The sequence below is a fragment of the Pseudomonas syringae genome (assembly GCF_001698815.1).
Classification (GTDB): Bacteria; Pseudomonadota; Gammaproteobacteria; order Pseudomonadales; family Pseudomonadaceae; genus Aquipseudomonas; species Aquipseudomonas syringae_A.
Genome location: NZ_LGSI01000070.1, coordinates 1 through 22082, shown reverse-complemented (window position 1 = coordinate 22082; position 22082 = coordinate 1). Strand labels below are relative to the sequence as shown.

Annotated in this window: 19 protein-coding genes and 5 pseudogenes; 7 read left to right on the top strand and 17 right to left on the bottom strand. The window is 58.4% G+C overall.

Annotation, left to right across the window (positions count from 1 at the left end; translation table 11 throughout):
• Window positions 1-58: 58 nt before the first annotated feature.
• The 3 genes from AFK24_RS26225 to AFK24_RS26215 all read left to right on the top strand — a co-directional run bounded on the left by AFK24_RS26225 (window position 59) and on the right by AFK24_RS26215 (window position 2744).
• On the top strand, window positions 59-1522 hold the full coding sequence (locus AFK24_RS26225; RefSeq protein ID WP_065836027.1) for an efflux transporter outer membrane subunit: 1464 nt from the start codon (window positions 59-61) through the stop codon (window positions 1520-1522).
• 122 nt (window positions 1523-1644) lie between these two features.
• The gene (locus AFK24_RS26220) at window positions 1645-2412 is read left to right on the top strand and encodes an IclR family transcriptional regulator domain-containing protein (protein ID WP_080482323.1); all 768 of its coding nucleotides are present in this window, start codon (window positions 1645-1647) and stop codon (window positions 2410-2412) included.
• A 53-nt stretch (window positions 2413-2465) separates the two neighbouring features.
• On the top strand, window positions 2466-2744 hold the full coding sequence (locus AFK24_RS26215; protein ID WP_065836048.1) for a LysR family transcriptional regulator: 279 nt from the start codon (window positions 2466-2468) through the stop codon (window positions 2742-2744).
• Between the two features lie 50 nt (window positions 2745-2794).
• Here AFK24_RS26215 and AFK24_RS26210 read toward each other — a convergent pair whose 3' ends face one another.
• Window positions 2795-3559: a glucose 1-dehydrogenase gene (locus AFK24_RS26210; protein ID WP_065836025.1), complete on the bottom strand. Its 765-nt coding sequence runs from the start codon at window positions 3557-3559 to the stop codon at window positions 2795-2797.
• A gap of 283 nt (window positions 3560-3842) precedes the next feature.
• On the opposite strand from AFK24_RS26210, the gene AFK24_RS26205 reads away from it, so the two are divergent.
• Window positions 3843-5144, top strand: a complete 1302-nt coding sequence (locus AFK24_RS26205) for an NAD(P)/FAD-dependent oxidoreductase (protein ID WP_065836024.1) — start codon at window positions 3843-3845, stop codon at window positions 5142-5144.
• A gap of 100 nt (window positions 5145-5244) precedes the next feature.
• Here the strand turns inward: AFK24_RS26205 and AFK24_RS26200 are convergent, their stop codons facing one another.
• The 10 genes from AFK24_RS26200 to AFK24_RS26155 form a co-directional block, all read right to left on the bottom strand.
• Entirely contained in the window at window positions 5245-6177 is a 933-nt protein-coding gene (locus tag AFK24_RS26200; RefSeq protein ID WP_065836023.1) for a LysR family transcriptional regulator, read from the bottom strand.
• A gap of 107 nt (window positions 6178-6284) precedes the next feature.
• Complete coding sequence (locus AFK24_RS26195) at window positions 6285-8207, bottom strand: flavin-containing monooxygenase (RefSeq protein WP_065836022.1); 1923 nt, start codon at window positions 8205-8207, stop codon at window positions 6285-6287.
• 54 nt (window positions 8208-8261) lie between these two features.
• Window positions 8262-9179 (bottom strand): alpha/beta hydrolase, encoded by a 918-nt coding sequence (locus AFK24_RS26190; protein WP_065836021.1) that lies wholly within the window; start codon window positions 9177-9179, stop codon window positions 8262-8264.
• Window positions 9180-9194: 15 nt separating this feature from the next.
• Window positions 9195-9560: a Rieske (2Fe-2S) protein gene (locus AFK24_RS26185; RefSeq protein ID WP_048730260.1), complete on the bottom strand. Its 366-nt coding sequence runs from the start codon at window positions 9558-9560 to the stop codon at window positions 9195-9197.
• 3 nt (window positions 9561-9563) lie between these two features.
• Window positions 9564-9875, bottom strand: a complete 312-nt coding sequence (locus AFK24_RS26180; RefSeq protein ID WP_065836020.1) for a YciI family protein — start codon at window positions 9873-9875, stop codon at window positions 9564-9566.
• A complete protein-coding gene (locus AFK24_RS26175; RefSeq protein ID WP_065836019.1) occupies window positions 9872-10747 on the bottom strand; it encodes a dioxygenase in 876 nt (291 codons plus the stop codon). Before AFK24_RS26175 ends, AFK24_RS26180 begins: the two co-directional genes overlap by 4 nt.
• Window positions 10748-10790: 43 nt before the next feature.
• On the bottom strand, window positions 10791-11858 hold the full coding sequence (locus AFK24_RS26170) for a maleylacetate reductase (protein ID WP_065836018.1): 1068 nt from the start codon (window positions 11856-11858) through the stop codon (window positions 10791-10793).
• Window positions 11859-11867: 9 nt separating this feature from the next.
• The gene (locus AFK24_RS26165) at window positions 11868-13331 is read right to left on the bottom strand and encodes an aldehyde dehydrogenase family protein (RefSeq protein WP_065836017.1); all 1464 of its coding nucleotides are present in this window, start codon (window positions 13329-13331) and stop codon (window positions 11868-11870) included.
• Between the two features lie 91 nt (window positions 13332-13422).
• Complete coding sequence (locus AFK24_RS26160; protein ID WP_065836016.1) at window positions 13423-14445, bottom strand: hydroxyquinol 1,2-dioxygenase; 1023 nt, start codon at window positions 14443-14445, stop codon at window positions 13423-13425.
• 47 nt (window positions 14446-14492) lie between these two features.
• Window positions 14493-14990: a hydroxyquinol 1,2-dioxygenase gene (locus AFK24_RS26155; protein ID WP_065836015.1), complete on the bottom strand. Its 498-nt coding sequence runs from the start codon at window positions 14988-14990 to the stop codon at window positions 14493-14495.
• A 343-nt stretch (window positions 14991-15333) separates the two neighbouring features.
• Between AFK24_RS26155 and AFK24_RS26150 the strand changes: the two genes are divergently transcribed.
• On the top strand, window positions 15334-16677 hold the full coding sequence (locus AFK24_RS26150; RefSeq protein ID WP_065836014.1) for an outer membrane beta-barrel protein: 1344 nt from the start codon (window positions 15334-15336) through the stop codon (window positions 16675-16677).
• Between the two features lie 134 nt (window positions 16678-16811).
• Here AFK24_RS26150 and AFK24_RS30280 read toward each other — a convergent pair.
• Window positions 16812-17390 (bottom strand): annotated as a pseudogene (locus tag AFK24_RS30280) (maltose alpha-D-glucosyltransferase); the annotation flags it as partial.
• Between AFK24_RS30280 and AFK24_RS31725 the strand changes: the two are divergent.
• Both AFK24_RS31725 and AFK24_RS31720 read left to right on the top strand, forming a co-directional pair.
• A pseudogene (locus tag AFK24_RS31725) lies at window positions 17387-17510 on the top strand (conjugal transfer nickase/helicase domain-containing protein); the annotation flags it as partial. The pseudogenes AFK24_RS30280 and AFK24_RS31725 overlap by 4 nt on opposite strands.
• Before the next feature lie 5 nt (window positions 17511-17515).
• Window positions 17516-17658: pseudogene (locus AFK24_RS31720) on the top strand (IS3-like element ISPsy28 family transposase); the annotation flags it as partial.
• A gap of 323 nt (window positions 17659-17981) precedes the next feature.
• Here the strand turns inward: AFK24_RS31720 and AFK24_RS26135 are convergent.
• The 5 genes and pseudogenes from AFK24_RS26135 to AFK24_RS31270 all read right to left on the bottom strand — a co-directional run.
• Window positions 17982-18932 (bottom strand): annotated as a pseudogene (locus tag AFK24_RS26135) (tyrosine-type recombinase/integrase); the annotation flags it as partial.
• A pseudogene (locus AFK24_RS26130) lies at window positions 18884-19780 on the bottom strand (IS1182 family transposase); the annotation flags it as partial. The pseudogenes AFK24_RS26130 and AFK24_RS26135, both read right to left, overlap by 49 nt.
• 589 nt (window positions 19781-20369) lie before the next feature.
• The gene (locus tag AFK24_RS31715) at window positions 20370-20696 is read right to left on the bottom strand and encodes a hypothetical protein (protein WP_240500460.1); all 327 of its coding nucleotides are present in this window, start codon (window positions 20694-20696) and stop codon (window positions 20370-20372) included.
• A gap of 137 nt (window positions 20697-20833) precedes the next feature.
• Window positions 20834-21616 carry a FecR domain-containing protein gene (locus AFK24_RS31275; RefSeq protein WP_170826399.1) on the bottom strand — a complete coding sequence of 261 codons (783 nt, stop codon included), beginning with the start codon at window positions 21614-21616 and terminating at the stop codon, window positions 20834-20836.
• Between the two features lie 115 nt (window positions 21617-21731).
• On the bottom strand, window positions 21732-22082 hold a 351-nt coding region (locus tag AFK24_RS31270), incomplete at its 5' end, for a hypothetical protein (RefSeq protein ID WP_205884882.1).

The following is a 22082-nucleotide window of genomic DNA, read 5'->3' as shown; positions in this document are numbered from 1 at the left end:
TCAAGTCCCCCGCATACAAGCTGGCAGTCCACAACCTTAAAAAGATCAGGTACGAACCATGAAGTTGAAAGCACTGATTGTTGCGATTTTGCTGGGCGCCAGCCTGCAAGGTTGCAGCTTGATCCCCGCTTACCACCGGCCCGAAGCGCCGGTGGATCAGAGCTGGCCTCAAGGCCCGGGTTATAAAGCCTCATCAGTAGGTGCGGCCAACAGCGCCAAATCCATCGCTGACTTGCATTGGCAGCAATTCTTTTGCGACCCGGCCATGCGCCAGTTGATCGGGTTGGCCTTGACTAACAACCGGGACCTGCGCCAGGCGGCCTTGAATGTCGATGCTTACCGAGCGCTGTATCGCATCCAGCGCTCCGAGTTGTCGCCAACCGTTGACGTCAATGGCTCAGGCAGCAGACAACACCTTCCGGCAGATCGGGCAATTTCCGGGAAAAACGGGACCTATGGCGACTACGAGCTCAATGTCGGCGTTGCGTCCTATGAGCTGGACGTGTTCGGACGTATCCAGAGCCTGGACGAAAGCGCCCTGCAGACTTACCTGTCGACCGAAGAAGCCCAGCACAGCGTTCAGGTTGGCCTGGTGGCCAGTGTCGCCAGCGCTTACCTGACCTGGCGGACAGACCAGCAGTTGCTGCAGATCGCGCAATCGACGATGGACACCTACATCCAGGGGCTCAACGTGATGCAGTCTGCCCGCTCTGCCGGCACGACCTCTGACCTGAGCGTGCGTCAGGCACGCACTCTTGTAGACACCGCACGCACCAAGACCCTGTCCTACACTCGCCGGGTCGCCCATGACATGAACGCCCTGGCGCTGTTGATCGGCACCCACATACCCGCCAATCTGCCTGACAATGGCGATTGGACGCAGCGGATGATCGCATCCATTCCGGCCGGTTTGCCTGCGGACATACTGCGGCAACGGCCTGATGTCAGAGCAGCGGAACGCGACTTAATTGCCGCAAATGCCAACATCGGTGCAGCGCGGGCAGCGTTCTACCCCTCCATCACTTTGACGGCGAATGCTGGCGTGGCCAGTGCACAGCTGTCGCATCTGTTCGCCGGCGGCCAAGGCCAGTGGACCTTCGCCCCCCAGATCAATATTCCGATATTCAATGGTGGGCGGCTGAAGGCGAACCTCAACTACGCCGAAATCCAGAAAGACATCCGTGTGGCCGCCTATGAAAAAAGTATCCAGACCGCGTTCAGTGAAGTTGCCGACGGCTTGGCTTCCGCGGGTATCTACGATGAGCAACTGCAGGCCCATCGCGACCTGGTGCAAGACAACAGCGCCTACCTCGATCTAGCGCTCAATCGCTTTCAGCACGGCGTCGATAATTTTCTGCCCGTCCTGGACGCCCAGCGCAATCTGTTTGCGGCGCGCGAAGAACTCGCTTCCAACCGCTTGTTGCAGCTTCAAAGTCAGGTCCAGCTGTACCGCGCCCTGGGCGGCGGTTGGGACGATACGCAACTTGCCAGTGCCAGACATTCCGATACCCATCTCGAATAACCGAATGAGGAGTTGATATGACGGCGGGATACCTAGGTTTTCGAGACAGGGTGGCATTGGTTAACGGTGGCCGCATCGGCATTGGCCGAGTGACTCACATAGTGTGCGAGTGATGCCCTGTAATGACGAGAAGTGATATGGGAATTGAATTGGTTGAAAGAAACAGCATCCAGGTTGTCTCCAGGGCCGCTCGAATCCTGCGTTGTCTCGAGAGTGAGCCTCAAGGATTGAGCCTTGGCGTTATCGCCACCCGCAGTAATCTGCCCCGTTCGACCGTGCAACGGCTGGTCGACGCGTTGGCCGTCGAACAACTGTTGGATATCGGCAAGAACGGTGTTCGTCTGGGCTCTGCATTGATGCGTCTGGCTTCCCACAGCCACTTCGACGTGACCTACAGCGCCCGGGCGCCTTTGGAACGACTGGCGCAACACACCGGCGAAACTTCAGCACTGGTTTATTCCAGCGGCATCGAGTTGATCATGTTGCACGCCGTGGTCTCCAGTCAGGAGTTACGGGTAGCTCCCATGGTTGGCAGTTTTCTCTGTGTGTACGGCACTGCCGCCGGAAAGATTTGCCTGTCCAAGATGAGCGACGAGCAGGTGACCAGCCTGCTGGGTGGCGTAACGGAGCCACTCACCTCGGATACATTGAGCTTGCCGGCGCTGCTCGATGACCTGCGCCATATACGTCAGCAAGGGATTGCCTTCGATCACGAGGAGCATCGTCAGGGGATCGGCTCAATCGCAATAGGCGTCGAGACCACCCAGGGCTTTTATTCCATAACCGTGGTCGGCCCGTCGTGGCGAATTCGCGATCAGCGTGAGCCGATCATCCTGGCGCTTAAAGAATGCCAGGCCAGTCTCAATGCCTCATCTTGCTCGACCGATTGACCGATAGATTCGGCAGATACCCGATGGCCCAAACTATGCCCACGCTGACGCCCATGAAAATCAATCTCCGGATTTTTGCCGAGATCGACCTCAATCTGATGGTCGTCTTTATGGTTATTTACGATGAACGAAATGTCTCGCGCGCGGCGCTCAAGCTTGGCGTCGGCCAGCCGGCGGTGAGTGGCTCGCTGGCGCGGTTGCGTGCGCGTTTTGGCGATCCGTTGTTCGAGCGAATGAGTAGCGGTATGGAACCGACTGCCAAAGCGCACGACATCGCTCGTAAGCTAGCGCCTGCAATCAGAACGATCGAGTCGATCCTGGGGCAGCGCTGAAAGATGCCTTCAGCGCAATGGCAGCCAGTCAGACGGCAAGTGGTGATCTATCAGTGACTGGTCTGGCCGCCATCGATGATGAATACCTGGCCTGTGGCAAAGGAGGCCATCGGAGAGCACAAGTAAAGAACGGTGTTCGCCAGTTCTTCCGGCTTGCCAGGACGTCCCATCAGCGGCCCGGCTAACACCGCGTCGCGCATATCGGGGTCAGCTAACCAGCGTTGGGTCATGGGCGTCTCGACCAAGCCGGGAGCCAGTGCGTTGACCCGAATCCCTGACTTGGCGTAGTCGACCGCTGCAGCTTTGGTCAGACCGATAACGGCGTGTTTCGCCGCGACATAAGGCGCCATTCCAGGATCGGCAATAACGCCAGCGACCGATGCGGTATTGACGATTACGCCGGCGCCCGCCTTCAACATATGCCCGATCTGATATTTCAGGCACAGGAACACGCCCTTGACGTCTACAGCCATCACGCGGTCGTACATTTCCTCATCCTGTTCTGCCAAGGGCAATGTCGGCGGCAAGATCCCGGCATTATTGAACGCACAGTGCAAACCGCCATAGGTCTTCACTGTGGTGTCCACAAGCGCTCGGACTTGGGCGGCATCGGCGACGTTGGTCTTGACGTACAACCCCTCACCGCCAGCGGCCTTGATCAACTCAATAGTCTTTTGACCTTCCTCGCTAACATCGCCAACAACCACTTTCGCGCCCCGTTTGGCGAACGCCAATGCTGTAGCACGGCCGATACCAGTACTCCCACCCGTGATCAAGATGACCTGATCAGTAAAATCAAGCAGCTCATCGTTCATGTTCGTTCAACCTCTCATTCGTTAGCGATTCAGTGGAGATGCGCTCTTCACATCGTGGGGGTTTCCGATCCCCATTTCGGCGTCACAGTCTCACCGCCGAAAGACATTTGTATCACAATGCAGTCCACTGTACCATAATGCGAAACATGCTTTGCAGGCTAAAATCTGCCCGTGTCTGGCCGCATGGGCATGAGTGCACCGATTAATTTTTCTCGCCAGCAATGGTGTCGAGCCTGGCTCTGCTGTTGCCGTCACCGGTTTTTTTAGGCAGGAGATTGAACGCATGCCAGTCAACATTGTTGTTGTGGGAGGGGGGGCCGGCGGCCTCGAGCTCGCTACGGGTTTAGGGCAGCGCCTGGGACGCAAGGGCACAGCACGGATCACGCTGGTTGATGCCAATGCGACACACATCTGGAAGCCACTGCTGCACGAGGTCGCCGCAGGTTCCATGAGCACCTCGGAAAACGAGGTCAATTATGTGGCCCAGGCAAAGTGGAACGATTTCGAATTTCAAGTGGGTCGGCTGTGTGCAATCGACCGGAAACAACGGCTGATTCACCTGGCGCCTTTGCTCGACGAAAGCTCAGAAGTTGTCATCGCGCAGCGAAGCTTGTCTTACGACTACCTGGTCATCGCGATAGGCAGCAAAACCAACGATTTCGGTACACAAGGCGCGCAAGAGCACTGCCTGTTTCTCGACACTACCGAACAGGCGGAGCGCTTTCACCGTCAATTGCTCAATCATTACCTAGGAGCGCATGCGAACGCCTACACCGGCGCGAACCAAAAAATTACGGTCGGGATCGTGGGGGCTGGAGCGACAGGTGTCGAGCTGGCCGCAGAGCTGCGAAACTCGGCTTTGGAGTTATCGGCGTATGGGCTGCACTGCATCAAGCCCGAGGACATGCATATCACCATCCTGGAAGCAGGCCCCAAGGTTCTTCCGGCACTGCCGGACCGAATTGGCGGTGCGGTGCAGAAGGCACTTGCCAAGCTCAATGTCGATGTTCTCACAAGCTCCGCTGTCAAAGAGGTGACTGCAGAAGGGTTCAAGACCCACGACGGCACCCTCATCCCTGCCACGCTAAAAGTATGGGCTGCCGGCATCTGCGCGCCGGCGTTCCTCAAAGATCTGGGTGGTCTGGAAGCGAATCGGATCAATCAGCTAGTGGTTCGACCCACGCTCCAGACAACATTTGATGAGCGCATCTACGCAATAGGTGACTGTGCAGCATGCTCGCTGGGAGAGGGATTGGGCAATGTTCCACCACGAGCACAGTCAGCACACCAACAAGCGTCGCTTCTGGTCAAAAGCTTTGCTGCTCAAATCAAGGGCAGCACACCTCTTACGTATAGATATAAAGATTATGGATCACTCATATCACTGTCCCATTTCACCGCTGTGGGTAATTTGATGGGGTCCGTGATGGGCAGCGTCAAGGTGGAAGGATGGCTAGCCAAGTGCTTTTACGTCTCGCTGTACCGGATGCATCAGGTCGCTCTGTTCGGGTTGGTTCGCACGGGCTTGCGCGTGCTGGGTGATCGTATAGGCAGCAGTACCAAAACTCGTCTAAAGCTTCACTAACTGATGCAAGGCTGCCCACGGAACACGGCTACGCCGGCTCCGGTCGCAGCCAAGCCAACACTCCATTTTTATCGCCAGGGCAGCGAACCATCCTCCGCTGTCAGTGGCTCAGGATCCCGCGATCCAGCAATGCCTGATCCCACTCCGGCGCATCGCCGATGCGCGCGATCAGAAAGTCGATCAATGTCCGCACCTTGAGGGCCCGACGTTGGGTTTCGGGATACACGGCAGCAAAATCGAAGGATGACAAGCGATAGTCGACAAGAATCGGCACCAGTCGCCCGGTGAGTAGCTCGTTGCTGGCAATGAGGGTCGGCAAGCAGGTGATGCCAGCCCCGCTCAGGGCGTAATCACGCAACAGATGGACGGAACTGGAGCGCACCTGACCATGCAAAGTCAGATCGACACACTCCTCTCCCCGAGTGAACTGCCAACGATTACGTGACGGGTAGCCTCCGTAAAGGGCGATGCGGTGATTCTTGAGTTGCTGGGGATGCTCGGGAGCATCATGCTCGCGCAAATACGCGGGAGACGCACAGAACAGCCGATGCACGTTGAACAGCTTGCGCACCACCAGACGCTCGGCCAGCGGCGGGAACATCTGGAAGGCAATGTCGAATCCCTCTTCGATCGGATCGACCACCCGGTCGTTGACCACCACATCGAACTCGATCTCGGGATACATGGCAGTAAACTCCGCCAGCATCGGGCCCAAGTGATCGATCGCGAATCCTTGCAGCACCTGGACGCGCAACTGACCCGTAAGGTTGGAACGTTGATTGCGCATTTTTTCGGTCAGGCCGTGAAAGCCGGCGACCATGTCGGCGCATTCCTGAAAATAGGCTTCACCGATATCCGAGAGGCGGACGTGGCGGGTGCTGCGATGAAAAAGCGGCGAATTGATGAACGTCTCAAGCTGTTGCACACGATGGGTAATCACTGAACGGGTCACGCCCAACTGCTCTGCTGCCTTGGCGAAACTGCCAGTCTGCGCCACACGCACGAACGCTTCCGTAATGAGTAGACGATCCATGACCTCCCCTCTTCTTGTAGTTATTGGCTGGCGCACATGTTGGATGAATCAGGCACAGCCTGCCGTTGCATAGTACGGCTGTGCCTGGCATCCCACCAGCGAGACGATCAGGAAAGGCGGTAATCGGTTGCTTCTACCTCGTGGGTCCGGCGCCAGAACTCGACTGCGTTGAAAGGGAAGTTCTGGGTAACCCGCCCTTTGCTGTTCTTGTACCAGCTGTTGACCCTGGAGAAGCCCCAGGCACGCAAGCCATTGGCCTGATCGACCCGCTGGTTGTAGCTCTCGAACACCTGCGGCTTGATCTCCATGCTCTGGTGTCCTCCTTCCAGCAACAACCGCACGGCATCGACGATGTAGGTCGCGGTGAACTCGGAGAACTGGATGATGGTGCTGTACACCACCAGCCCGGTGTTGGGGCCGTACATGCAGAACATGTTGGGGAAGCCCGGCACGGTCATACCCATGTAGGCGCGAGCGTCGTCATCCTTCCAGACCTCGTGCAACGCCAGGCCGTCGCGCCCGGTGATGTTGATCGGCATAAGAAACTTGGAGGCATGAAAGCCGGTGCCGTAGACGATCAGATCGAACTCGTGTTCAGTGCCGTCGACACAGCAGATGCCCTTGGGCGTGATCGCCTCGATAGGCTGGCGAATCATGCTGACGTTGTCACGCTTGAGCGTCGAGATCCAGGTGCCGTTGTCACGGATGATGCGCTTGCCGCCGACAGGAGAATCCGGAATCAGCACATCACGCAGGTCCGGCCGGTCAGCGAACTGCGGCTCCATCCAGGCACTGATGTCCCGGCGCAATTGATCGTTGCGCGCCGATACCGCGACTTCTGTCGGTGGGTAGTTGACATCGACAACGACATCCTCAAGAAAGCCGACGCTCTGCGGCATCACCATAGCCGCCCGGTACCACAGGCTGTAGTTGGGCAGGTTGGCGAGCAACCATTTACAGCTGTCGGAGATTTTCTCGTGCAGATCGGGCGTGGGTAGCAGCCAGTTGGTGGTGCGCGCAAAGACCTTGAGATCGGCGGCGGTCTTGGCCAATTGCGGGATGAACTGGGCAGCACTCGCACCCGTGCCGATCACGGCAACGCGCTTACCGCTCCAGTCGACATTGTGGTCCCACTGCGCGGAGTGGAATGCCGGACCTTGGAACGTCTCTTTGCCAGGAATGGCCGGGATCATCGGCCGATTAAGTTGCCCGACGGCGAACACCACCACGTTGCTGTCGACGCGGGTTTGCCCGGCACTGTCGCGGCAGAGCAGTTGCCAGCGCTGGCTGTCTTCGTCCCAATGGGCGTCGGTGACTTCGGTATTGAACTGGATATGCTCGTACAGGCCTTTCTCCCGCGCCACCGCCTGCATGTAGCTGAATACCTGTGGGCCAGGGGCGAAACAGTCGTCCCAGGTGCTGCGGGCAAAGGAGAAGCTGTAGAAGAAACTGTTTATGTCGATGCGGCAACCCGGGTAGGTATTTTCGCGCCAGGTACCGCCGACATCGCAGCCTTTCTCATAGACAACAAAAGGCACACCGGCCTGCTTAAAGCGCAACGCCGCGATCATGCCGCTCTCGCCCGCGCCGATGATCACCACCTTGAAGTCACGGCCGGCGGCCACATGCTCTTTATGCCAGCGAGGGGCGCGAGGGTCTTCTTCGGCCGTCACCAGTTCCTCGGCGATCAGGGGCAGATAGGGCTCGATGTCAGGACCCATCAGCCAGGTCCCGATCGCGTGCAGTTGGTCGCTAGTCGGCCGCGCGGGCACGGGCAGCCGACTGTCACGAAAGGCCAATAGTCTGTGCAAGCAGAATTCTCGCACATCGGCTTCGACCTCGGCGCTCATCCCGCTTCCCGCCACGCCCATGGCAACGACAGGCTTCCAGTCCGGCTTGAGCACATCGAGTTCGCCAGTCAGGTGCGCGACGGTCATCAGCAAGGTCGGAATATCGGCCCCCTGCAGGTGCCCACGCAGGGTTTCATCATCACACTCAAGGGAAGCCACAGTGGTGTTATAGGTGCTCATGGGTAAACCTCTTATTCTTGTTGTCGGGGGTATTGACGATCGGTCGTACAAGGCTTAAACGGTCTGCAACCAGGGTTCGATCTGGTCACTCAGCCAATCCAGCGCTTCGGTACTTGCACTCAGGAACGGCATGGTCACGAAGCCGTGCATCTGCCCGCTGAAACAGCGCTCGAGCACGGTGATGCCGGCTTGAACCAGACGGTCGGCGTATGCCTGACCTTCGTCACGCAGCACATCGAACTCCGCGGTCAGCACCACCGCCGGTGGCACGCCACGCAGGTCCTTTGCCGCCAGCGGTGACGCCGAAACCTGCTGGCGCTCGTTGGCATTCGGCAGGTAGTGATCCCAGAACCAACGCATGTCCTCACGGGTCAGCAGCAGTTGCCGTTGCGGGTCGAGATAACCTGGCCCATCGAGATCAGCCTGGGTCGCCGGATAGATCAACACCTGCAAGGCCCAGTGCAACTGGCCTCGCTGGGCAGCACGCTGGGCGAACACGGCCGCCAGGTTGCCGCCAGCACTGTCGCCCGCGACGATCAGTGTGCCGTTGGCCGAGCCGGCGAGTTGCTCGCGATGAACCACTAGCCATTGTGCGGCGCGCTCGACGTCATCCAGGGCGGTCGGAAAAGGAAACTCTGGGGCCAGCCGGTAATCGACCAGGACCACGGTGCAGTCGGTACGGTGCGCCAACTGACGAGCGAAATGGTCGAAGTCGTCGAGCCCACCCACGACCCAGCCCCCGCCATGCAGGTAGAGGATGGCGCCGCGTACCGAGGCGCTGGGCTTCAATACACGCAGGCGCGCCCCATCCAATTGCACCTCCTCGACGCTGTGCATGGTCGGCCCCACGGCCTCCGGGCGCAGACTCGCCATGACTTCTCGAGCCTCGTAGGGGTTCATCAAATGAAACGGTTTCAGGCCGCTCTCGGCCAATTGCTCAAGCAATCGGGCAGACTCGACATCAAGCGTCATAGCGTTGCTCTCCTGTCATGGGTGCACATTCGTGGGTGCGTTCTGAACCCCGGCCAACCACAGCAAGCCGTCCTGCTGGTACACCGGGACGCTGTCCAGATGCGCGCCTTCGCACGGGCCATCGATGCAGTGGCCATCTTCGAAACGAAACATCGCCCCGTGGTGCGCGCACATCAGCAGTCGCGTCTGGTAGGTGCTGAACGACCCCGGTTGATAGTCCAAGGGGATGGAAAAATGCGGGCAGCGGTTGCGGTAGACCCACACCTGTGCGCCCCGCCGTACCGCAATCAAGGCAGTGGTTTGCCCTTGCAGAGTCGCTTCGAGCCCGAGTGCTCCGCCATCGGGTACCTGATCGAGGGCGCACAGCCTAATATTCGCCACGGCTCATGCTCCCATCTGGGGATTACCCAGTCCCCAGCTCCAGGGCCGTATCTCGACGCGCTCGAACAGTCCGGCCTGGGCATAGGGATCGTCGGCAAAAAAAGCTTCGGCCTCGCTCAAGCTGCCGGCCTCCACCACCAGCAGGGTGCCATTCATGACGCCTTCGCAGTTGCTCAACGTTGGCCCGCCAAGGCGCACCACCACGCGATGGGGGTGGGGCTCACGCAGGTATTCGCGATGCCTGGGGCGAATCTCCCTGCGCAATGGCTCGTGGTCCGGCTTGTCGGTGGCGAAGATGGCAAAGAACTGGTTCATGCCGTGGCCTCCAGGACGAAGTCGAACGTCGCGATGTGGAAGTCCGTGCCGATATCGAATTGCTCGGCCAAGGGGTCGCTGGCGAACCGCGGTTCGTACACGACGCGCAGCGAATCCTTGACCCCAAAGACCGCGTCAGAATCAATATAGGGATCGTCGTCGTTGAACAGATGGGTCACCAGGCGTCGATGACCCGGCGCATCGAGCATGAAATGCAAGTGCGCCGGGCGCCACGGATGGCGGCCGCTGGCCTGCAGCAGATCGCCAACCGGGCCGTCGGTGGGGATCGGATAACTCACCGGCACCACACTGCGAATCGCATAGCGGCCCTGTTCATCCGTGCGGTAACGACCGCGCAGGTTGCCGTGCGGCTGCGCGACGTCCTGACCCGAGTACTGCCCGTTTTCGGCGGTCTGCCAGACATCCAGGATGGCTCCCGGCAAAGGGTTGCCAGCGGCGTCACGCACATAACCGGTGATCAACGAGGCGCTGCCGGGAATCAGCGCCATGTTTTCGCCGTATTCCCGTCCGGGCATGCCAGCGATGTAGAACGGTCCAAACACTGTGCTCTGCGTCGCTTCGACGCCACTGCGGTGCTCGATGGCGTCGACCAGCATGGACAGCCCCAGCACATCCGAGAGCAGGATAAATTCCTGACGCACCACGTCGTCACACTTCTGCCCGGTGGCCGTGAGGAACTGGATTGCCTGCAACCACTCGGCCTCGCTGAGCTCGACTTCGATGGCAAACTGGTGAAGATGCCCCACCAGTGTCTGCAGCAAAAAGCGCAGGCGTGCATCGGGTGTGTGCGCAAAGCTGTTGATGGCGCGGGCGGTAATCTCGCGCTCGGAAGACAAGTCGAGGTTATTCATATTGTTATTCTCGTGTGGCAATCGACGGACAGCGGCAACACCTTCAGGCAGGTGCTTGCCCCTTCAGCGCGCGGGTCAGCAGTGCCTCAATGGCATCCTGTTCGAACGGCCGCGGGTTGTAGTACGGGCTGGCACAAGCAATGCTCGCCGCTTCGGCTGGACCATGCTCGGGAAAGCCGAACTCGGCCAACGCCAAGGGAATGCCAAGGCGGCGGTTCAATTCGTACAGCAGCGGCCCGACTTCATCGGCTTGCTCGCCGCCCAATGCTCGTGCAGCGCGGCGCAACGGCTCGGCCGCCGCGCGGCGGTTGTAGTGCGCCGCGTGGGGCAGGACGATGGCGTGGGCTTGGGCGTGCGGCAGGTTGAAGGTACCGCCGAGGGTGTGACACAGCTTGTGGTGGATCGCCATACCCACCGAACCCAGGCAGATGCCTGCCAGCCATGCGCCTTGCAGCGCCTGACCACGAGCCTCGACGTTTTGCGGGTCGTCGACGATTTTCGGCAGTGCCTGCGCCAACGCCCGGATCGACTCTTCGGCCATCAACGAGATCACCGGGTTGGCGTCTTCGGCGTACAGGGCTTCGATCGCATGGGCCATGGCGTTCATGCCCGAGCAGGCCGACATACCCACCGGCAGGGTCAGCGTCAGCTCCGGGTCATAGATCACGGTCTTAGGCAGGACCCGTGGATCGCGACCGGTTTTCTTCAAACGGTTTTCGGTCAAGCCGTAGATCGGGGTCATCTCCGATCCGGCGTACGTGGTCGGCACCGCCAGGATCGGCAAGCCGCTGTCCATGGCGATGGCTTTACCCAGGCCGATGGTCGAACCACCACCGACGGCCACGCAGCAATCCGCTTCGCGGCGCACGGCCTCCTCGCGAGCCGTTTGCGCGGTTTCCAGTGGCACGTGCATCACCGCCTGTGGATAGACGCCGGCGCTGCGATCACCCAGTAACCGCGCGACCTGCTCGCCCAGTTCCTGTTGCTCCGGGGTGGTCAGGATCAGCGCGCGACGGGCGCCCAGGCGCTGGATTTCGTCGCTGAGGCTGGCCAGTTTGCCGGCGCCGAAAATCACTCGGGTCGGCGTGCCTTGATAGATGAATGCGTTCATGGGGTCACCTCAGCGCGGGTAGTGGGGAAGGATCTTGGCGTCGACGTTGACCCATACCGAGCGAGCTTCGGTGTAGTCGTGGATGGCGTCGAAACCCATCTCCCGGCCGTAACCGGATTGACCCAGACCGCCGAACGGGCTGCCGGGGCTGACACGCTTGTAGCAGTTGATCCAGCACATGCCGACGTTGATCTTTTCCGCCACCCGATGGGCGCGCTGCAGGTCGCGGGTCCACAGGCCACTGCCCAAGCCGTAATCAGTGCCGTTGGCAATCTCCAGCGCCTCTTCTTCAGTGGAAAAGCGCAGCACCGTCACGAACGGGCCGAACACCTCTTCCTGGGCGACACGATCACCGGGTTTGGCTTCAACGATGGTCGGCTCGACATAAAACCCCGAGACCAGCGCAGGATCGCTCGGCGCCTTGCCACCGGTGAGGACGCGGCCGCCCTGCTGGCGGGCGATGTCGACGAACGACAGCACCCGGTCGCGGTGCAACGCCGAGGTCAGTGGACCCATTTCGGTATTCGGGTCCTGGGGATCGCCGAGGCGAATCGAACGGGCCAGAGTGATGAATCGCTCGAGAAACTCATCGGCGATGCTGTCTTGCAGCAGCAACCGCGAGCCGGCGATGCAGGCCTGGCCCTGATTGTGGAAGATCGCCCAGGCGGCGCCGTTGACGGCGGCGTCGAGGTTGGCGTCTTCGAAAACGATGTTGGCCCCCTTGCCGCCCAGCTCCAGCTGCACGCGTTTGAGGTTGCCCTGGGAGGCTTCGACGATACGCCGCCCGGTGGCGGTAGAACCGGTGAAGGCGATCTTGCCCACATCAGGGTGTTCGGCCAGGCGTTGCCCAGCGGTATGGCCGTAGCCTGGGACGATGTTGACCACGCCGTCCGGAAAGCCCACTTCTTTCATCAGCTCAGCGATGCGCAGCGTAGACAGCGGCGTCAGCTCTGACGGCTTGAGCACCACGGTATTACCTGCAGCCAGCGCCGGGCCCATCTTCCAACTGGTGAACATCAGCGGAAAATTCCACGGCACGATCTGACCCACGACGCCGATTGGCTTGCGCTGCACGTAGTTGAGAAAGCCAGCGTCGACCGGAATCACCTTGCCCTCTATCTTGTCGGCGATACCGCCGAAATAGCGGAAACAGGCGGCCGTGCGCGGTACGTCGAGGATCCGTGAATCCCGAAGGGGATGGCCAGTATCCAGCGACTCCAGGCGCGCCAGCTCCTCGCTGCAGGCCTCGATGCGGTCGGCCAGCTTCATCAGCAACCGCCCCCGCTCAGCGCCCGGCGTGGCCGCCCAGCCTGGGAATGCGCGCTTGGCCGCGGCGACTGCGAGATCGACGTCCTCGGCCTGCGCCGCGGCAATGCGCGTGATCAGCTCGCCGTTGGCGGGGTTGACGACATCGATCTCGCCGCCTTCAAGGGCGGAGACGAACTGGCCATCAATGAACAATTGGTTTTGCATGAGCAAAGACTCCCTGCAGTGCCTGGATAGGCACTGTGAAATGCACTGGTATAAGGACGCGGGCCCAGCCTGAATCGCTGGGCTGCGATAATCAAAACTCGACGGGGTATGGCTTGAGTTCGCCGCTTTCGTAACGCTGAGGCAGGTTGGGGGTAGCGTTTTCCCAGACCAGCAGCATCGAGCGTTTGGTCGAGTAGCCTTGGTGGCGGATGTCGGCGGGCATCGCGCAGATATCGCCGGCGCGCATGGTGATCCGCGCACGGGGATTGCCATCGTCCTTGTCGCCGATATCCCAGACGATCTCGTCGCTGAGCTGCAGGAACCACTCGATCCGGTCATTGCCATGGACAATCGGCAGGACGAACTCTTCGGTGGTCGGGCAAAACAGACTGGTGCGGCACACCGAGGTCACCGAAGGGTTCCAACTGACGTCGGAGCGCGACAAGTACTTGAACAGGCTGAAGGCATGTAGCTGCCCTTCGAAGCCCTCGGCGGCATGTACCTCGGGCTCGTCCTGGGCAACATCGGCAAAATGGCGGTTGACCGGCAAGTCGTCGCGCAATGGCGAATCCCCTTCCAGGCCTGGCATGCGGCGGGTGGCAACGCGGAAACGCTCGATTGCCTCAATGTTGTCGCCGTGCTTGCGGCCAAATGCCGTACCGGTTTCGGAAGGTGCGGCAAACGGGTCAAAGCCGGCGTTGGTCCAGTCACGCAGGATCGCCTTGAAGGTAGCCATGATCTGCGGCGTTTCGAACTGCTCGGTGTAGTCGACACCGGCGGCTTTTAAGACACCATTGAAGGTGCCCGCATACATATCGACCTTGCCGTACAGGTTTCGAGTACCAAAGACGTGGTCGAAGTTGACCCAGCCGTAGAAAAAGCCCCACGCCACGTCACGCATGACGGCGCGCAGGAAAGCGTCTGCCGGGATCAGGTGCGAGCGGCGCTCACCCTTGGCCGGCCATTCGATACGGGCGAAGTATTCGTCGCGCGAGAGTTTGAACGCACCCAGCGTATAAGCCTTGTAGCCGGTGATAGGGTGGGCAGCGCTGGCGTCCACCAGGTTGTCAAACGACAGTGCGTTCTCGGTTTCAACTGCTTCGAGCATAGCCATGATTGGCTCCTGTTATTTTTGGAGTGATGTCGAGGTCAGAACACGGATCATTTCAGGCAGATGTCAGCCCACTTCTCGACGCTGAGGGTGCCCTGTACGGTTTGCAGCAGCAGCACGCAGGGGGCGCTGGCTTCGAAGCGATAAGCGCAGCCGGCAGGCAGCAGTGCCTGGTGGCCGCGCTTGAGCAGCACATAGCCCATTGGCCGACCTTTCGGCAGTTCGCCAGCAAACTGGGTGCCCTCGCCTTGCGCCGGTGCGGCGTCGAGCTTGAGGAAGTCGACGCGAACGCTGCCGTCGACAGAGATGACGAATTCGTCGTGGGCACAGGTGAACCAGGGAGAAGTACCTTCAGCGCGCAGCGTTTCGATCACATAGCCGAGATTGAGACCCACGACGACTTTCTCGTAGGGTGCCGATTGCCCGGCGACTTCGAAGATATTGGAGAAGGCATAGTGGCTTTTTTTGCCGGTCACCAGCTCGATCGAGCCTTTGGTGTAGTGCGCCAGCGAGCCGAAAACTGTTTTGAATGCAGGTTGAGTACTCATCGTCTTAGCCCTGTTATTTTTGTGTTTGATTGACTCAACGTTAAGGTGCCCCCCCTTACCCTAACAAGGCCATTATGGGCGAAATGACTGTTTGCGAAACGCGAACAGCGGTCCGGCACCGACCGAGCGCTCGGGTGCCGAAGTAGACGAGTTGTTCGTTTTCGGCGAATTATCTATTCGCCAAGATTGCTCTTGCCGTGCGGGGGCAGTGAACTTACCGTCTGGGCACTCCCCTATAAAAACAACAGGGCCAAGCCATGAGTAACCCTCCCGCCTTTTAGACGATCTTCGGGTCGTGCACGTAATACCCACCACAAACAATAACAATAAGGTAAATACCTCTATGCGTATCCCTATCGCATTACTGTGCGCAATATTTTCGTGCACCCCGTGCGCGGCGTCTCCCTCCCAGCCGGGAGAAGGTGACCTGGCAACCTGGCTGATACCCGAATTGGAAAGAGATACCGGCATCCGAATTTATGGCGTCGTTGATGCGGGGTTATCACGCAACAATACATCGACCCGTAGTGAGCGCCACGGCGGCCTGAGCAACTTGCCCGTGGCGGGATACGCCGACGAAAATTTTCAATTGTCCTTTTTCAACCTGTTTATCGAAAAGCCTCTAAATACCAGCTATGTTCCGCGCGCAACGCCACTACCGGGTCCGCAGCCTACCGAGGCGTCATTCGGTTTCACTTTCGGGTTGCTCTATGGTCGCGACGGTCAATTTGCGCGAACCACCGGCTGGGATGAACATTGGGGGGTGAATGAGCCGGGTGCGTCTGACTCGGCCAAAGCGCAGCGAAGCCGGCAAAACTTCTACGCGTTTCCCGACCTGTTTGGCACGGCCTATCTGCCTGTTGGCACTGGGATCAGCATCATGGCCGGGATCTTCGGACCGGGAGTGGGCTACGAGATTCCACCGAACATCCGAATTGCGCGCAACGCTTTTGCTACCAAAACGTATGCATTTGTAACCGAGCCAGCGACCGTCAGCGGTGTCGTATTGGGCACAAGACTGATGAGTACCCAATCAAGTCTGCTCGGCGGTGAGATAGGCATTGTGCAGGGCTGGAATAATCTGAGAGACAATAACGATAGCAAATCCTTGTTAGGCGCAATACGTTGGCGTAGAGCCGACATGCAAGGCTGGATCGATTATGAATTTCTAATTGGTGACGAGCAGAATAAATCCATCGATGATATTCAAGCACCGACTTCGCGTTTGATTTCATCCAATGGCCAACTCAAGCAGCAACATTCATTGAATGGCTGGTTCGCGCTTGACCAGCATTGGTCAATCGGCGCCGAGGCGGTTTATGGACGCCAAAGTGGCGACGGCAAAGTTGATACTGTCGATATCGTGACAGGCCCGCGGTTCTCAGGCGCTCACTGGTGGGGCGTGAACAGTTCTCTGAGTTATGAATATCGCAAGGACCTTCTCTTCTCGGCGAGGGCAGAACATTTCGCGGATCCCGACGGCTTCGCACTGTTCCCGGTGTCTACAGCTCACGGTGCATTTAACGCGCTTACCCTGGGCTTTCGCTATGAAGCAACGCGTAATCTATCGTTACGCCCTGAGATCCGATATGACTGGTTTACCGGCAGCGATGATGACAACCCTTTTGGCAATGGCAGAGACCGCAAGCAGGCTACCGCGACGGTGCAAATGCTCTATTATTTCTGAGCATATCCATCCAAACCTATTTCGTGCTGGCCCGACAACCTCACTCTGCCGCAAACCGCCCTGGTACCACTCATTGCGAGGATTGGCACAATTGCGTTGGCCATATATCTAATGATTGCAATCAGCCACGTCATTAATTGGCTCGGCAGGCTACCGTACAAAGTCTTCGGACGTGGTATCTGCCCGGCCGACAACGGTAACTCAGGACTGAGGTTCACCAGATCATAGGCACCGAGATGAATCCATCGCGTGTCGCCGTCGACGTCAAATACAAGTCGTATTCCTCCCGCACTGGCAAAGCGCCGACCAAATCTCAGCCGGACAATGCAAACGCACCGGGTTGCATACCGTTATACATCACCAGCAATAGAAGAACCTGGCGAACATACTGAATATCTGGTGTCGTAATTGCGTCGAGGTCGCGAATCCCCAGCTCCGCTGTGACGATGTTCGCGGTGATACAGAGCACGCCGCAGGTGACAAATTTCAGGTCATATGGCGCGTGCTCCCCGGCCAGGCTTTCGTACATCTGCTCACGGACGTGCTCGCGCAAGAGACTGCCGGGAAAGGTCTGGCCCTGATAGAGGTAGGTGTCGTGAGCGTCCAGCGTCCAGCGTCCAGCGTCCAGCGTCCAGCGTCCAGCAATGTACCCGCTCCAAGGTCAATTCATCATGATTCTGCAACGCATGGATCAGCGAACCCGAATCGACGCCAAGGTATCCTGAGCCACGAGCTGATCATCAATGACAGCAAGGCCAAAATCCACACGGTGAGCGGTGACTGTGTTTCTCGTAACACCGGGTCTCATTCAACGTTATGTCCAGGATTTTCCTAGGCGTTTGGCTCGTTGAAAATTGAGCGATTGCATGGCCTGAGGTTTAAAACTCGGCGCGCCGTAAAGGACAATATGATGAGCTGGCTACGGTGGTGCAGTTCTTCTGTGTGCATCCCATGCGTTATGAGCAGAACTGGCGCCGCTAGAGTTTCCTGATGGTTAGCGTCAGCCACCACAGCATCAGACTGCCAAACAGGACAAAGGGCGCTGAGAGACCTATTACGTTGAGCGTTAGATTTCGCAGCGGAGTGCCCGCCCTTTCCAGTGGTTGCTGAGCCACAACGACCCAACCGGTGCTCAGCATCGTTGCGAAACCCGACAGCATATCTACTCCATAGCCATTGGTGATCCGCTGCGTACCATTGCTTTTTGCTGGCTAGGTGTCGAGCATAGAGTTGCCCGTGACAACCGTACCAACCCGCTTTGGATCAGAGTGATAGAGCAGCGGTAGATTGCGACCCACTACCTGACCTGTGAGCTGGTCAGCATACTCCATCCGGCGTAGCGCACCATTCAGAGTGCTCTCGCTTATGCGCTTGGTCAGGTCGCTTCAATGAGCGAACAAATAATGTTGCGCTGGAAGAACCTGGTCCAGTAGGTGACGCACTACTTCAAGCGCCTGGACCGAGAGCGGGACAATGTTGGGCGGTATATTTGCGACCTGCTTGCCTGGCTTCCGCATAGCTAACTGGAGTTGCTTCACCACCTCCGCCGGTATGATCCATAACCGCTGCTCCAGATCGAACTGGTTGAGTGTCGCCAAGCGTAGCTCACCCGTGCGGACACCGGTCAGCAACAACAATCGAAGGCCAAGGCGTGTTTGGTGCGCTCCACCATAGTTTCGGAGAGCAGTCATCAACGCAGGCAGCTCGTCCATACGAAGAAACGGATTGTGTGACACCGGAGGTTTGGGGAGTGCGACAACATCGAGGTCTGAAGCCGGATTGTGTTCCAATCCCTCGATCTTCACTAGCGCATAGCGGAACAACTGGTTGAACCAGGTGCGGCACTTTTCAGCTGTCGTTAATGCCTTGCGTTGTTCGATCCTGCTTAGCAAATCCAGCAGATCGTGACGACCGATATCGTAGATGGACCGCCCACCCAGTGTGGGCAAGACGTCTTTATTGAAGATTCTCAAGATTTGCGAGAGTGTGCTCTGACGCCCTTCCTTAAGGCTCAGGCTGCGGAACTCCACCCACTGATCGAACATGGCCTCGAAGGTATGTTCTGTCGTATTACGAACAGAACGACGCTGCTGTTTACGATACCCATAGGGATTGGTGCATTGGGCAACCAAGGCACGCGCGTCATCACGACGGGTTCGCACTTCTTTGAGACTGATCTGCGGGTAACTACCCAAGGACATGCACTTCTGCTTGCCTGCCCGGTAGTAACGGAAAAGCCAGATTTTTCCACCGCTTGGTTCGCCATATTGCTCAGTTGCCCACGATCATTACCAACGTTGGTCACCTCATGGGCAATGATTAAATGGTGTTTGTCGTCGACAGCTGTTTGTACGTTGTAGCCAACCGTTCCGGTGCCTCGACCGCTCGTGGCCATTGAGCGAGCATCTGGGTCTGTTAGGGAAATCTGCTGGTCTGGACTTTCGTGGAGCTGTGCCTCGATTTCCTTGAGTTTCTGCATCTGCTTTTTCAGTGTTTCTATCTTTTCTTTAAGCCGCTCTGCTTTGGCCTCGGCCACTTCGGGCGTTGCTCGATCCGCCGAATCCATCGCCGCCAGATAGCGATCAATGCTCTGCTCGATCTGCTGCATGCGTGCCTTCACGTTGCCCTGAGTGAAGTTGCGGTCGCGATTATTGACGGCTTTGAATTTGCTGCCGTCGATGGCGATGATCGACTGAGAGAAGAGATTGAGGTTGCGGCAAAGAACTACGAACTGGCGGCATACGCTGCGAATGGCTTTGCCGTTGTCTTTGCGAAAGTCGGCAATGGTTTTGAAGTCCGGAGCCAAACGCCCCGTTAGCCACATCACCTCGACGTTGCGCTCGGCCTCACGCTCAAGCCGGCGGCTGGACTGAATCCGATTGAGGTAGCCGTAGATATAGATCTTCAGCAACACCGCTGGGTGGTAAGCCGGACGACCCGTTGCAGCAGGATCGACGCCCTCAAAACCAAGTGCGCCCAGGTCGAGTTCATCGACGAAAACATCGACCACGCGCACTGGATTTTCTTCAGCTACGTAATCGCCCAGACACTCCGGCAGCAACGTGACCTGCGTCCGAGCCTCACCTTCAATAAATCGCTTCATGATCGCCGCCGCTACGATCTCGACGATCAGAAGATTAGACAATTGCAGGTGTTTTCACACAGCCTGGGTCGATTCCAGCCGTTCGTAATTTAGCGTCTTCACCAGTTGAGCGACTGTCACAGCAGGCATAAAAAAACCCGCTTGAGCCGGTTACTTGTTCATTAATACCATTCCAACATCCTGTCGGCGGCTGTCCATCGCCATGGCGGTATTCCGTTACCTCCAGAGTATCTTCGACTCTCTGGCTGATGACTACAGAATGCTACCTCGGCATCTCGTGGTATAGGGACGACTTGGTTGAGAATGTGGAAAATGTATGGGCGAATGACGGATTGGCATCAGTAGATCCTATAAGGCGTCGGGTGAAGCCCGATGACCCTCTTTAGGATAACGGCCATAAACATCGCTTCAATTCAAATTGCCATCGGAAAGCATGGGCATCCCTCCTCCCTAGAAGCGCGCCAGTTTGTGACTCAGCACTTGGCTTGCGCGCGATCCCACGCCCGTTATCCTCTTCTGGCCAAGGCAGGCTATTCAGGCCGTGGCACAGACAATCAAATGATTTAAGGATTTTGGTCGTGACACTGACTCAGGTGATCTCGTTGCTTGAGAGGCAAGTCAATCCAGGCCTGTTGGTTGTGCTGGCACGTATCCAGGTCAGCGGCGAAGTACGCGCTACGCCGACAATCGAGCCCAGCGTCAACGTGATGGTAAAAGCCCCCAGCGTCGTGGCGATGGTCCAGTTGGCACCCCAGATCAGCGTTTCCAGGTAGGTATGGGTGCCATCCAGAGACGGCTCGAAAAAGATCAACCCGTTCCAGTTGTAGCCCATGGTGTTACCCGTCCAGCGCAGTTGCAAGGCCGGACGCCAACGCCCGCCCCGTGGGTGATGCGTAACAAGCAATGGGATCAGCAAAGCGACGATCCACGCCCGGTATTGAGCCAGATGCGGTGAGACTTGGCTACAGAAGTCATTATCTGCCCAACGCCGGATCCCCCAGGCGAACCCGGTGATGTCGTCAGCTACCCGGTTCACCCACCTTAAAGTCAGACCTAGCGCACTTCACAATCCACAGTGCCGCTTGAACCTGTTGAGGCGGCTGCACCTGCCAATGAGGAAGAGAACGCAGGGGGCGGCGTAAACACTAACGCTGGGGATGCAGGCACGATGACCGGAGGCTGCGTGAAACTGGGGGTGTAGCCAAACTGCCCTGCCGCGAAACTTGTGGTTCCGCCGCGATTGGTGAGGTTAATCAAGCCATCAATGACCTGAACATATAAACCCGGTGCCAGACCCGGACCAGAAGCCGGGACGACCGCCGCGAGAGTCGACAGACTGCCTGCGACCTTCGAATCCAGCCAGGCAACTGCTCGGGCCAACCGATAGGAATAGCGGGCGGCGACGACGGCCGCAAACGCCCCATAGGACGTCTCACTCTGGATGGCTGCGGCCTCGAATTCAGCACCCGTCAACGCCAGATAGCGGGAAAGACGCTCAATACCGGCAACCGCCTTGGGCTCCGGACGATACTGCACCACCACACTGGCCGACTGCAGGGCAATGCTCGCAGCCGGGGTCACCAGGGTCACGCGATCACGGCTGCGCTGCCCAAGTTTGCCGACGTCCGAGCGTATGCCGCCCTGTTTCAGGGTGAACAGTAGTTGGTCCTGCGTGGGCACCGACGCGTCGTAGACATAGGTATTCAGCGTCACCACGGTATCAGGCTGCAACGTGAGCTGACTGTCGTCGCTGAAGCGGATCTGCGCATAACCCTTGCCTTGGGTCGAAACCGTATCCCCCGCCTCGACCATCGACTGAGCACTCAGAATCCGCATGCTGCCATCCGCTTTACTCACGAACAGCGGTCCACTCAGGTGACTGACGACCCCGGCCCCAGGCGCGGCCTGAACCCATGCCGCCGAGCCCAGAAGCGTAGCCAACAAAAGTGACTTAATTGCAGTACATTTTTTTCGCGACTTCATCTTTTGTACTCTGGGCACTGGATGCAAGGGGAGTGGACGGAGCAACATCTTTCTTGTCGGCTTCACTGGATTTGTCACTGATAAGCGGCGTTTCGTTGAACGTTTGATCCAGCGAATTGTTTGTATTGCGAACCAGTTGCTCAGTCGCCTGCTGCACGGGCTTTGAGGGCTCCGAGGTGGTCGATGGCGTCGTGACCTGACAGAGCGCAGAAGTAGACGACACAGAACAGGTTTCCTTGGCCGCAGCGTCAGCAGCCGCTTTGGCCGCAGCATCAGCAGCCGCTTTGGCCGCAGCATCGGCAGCCGCTTTGGCCGCAGC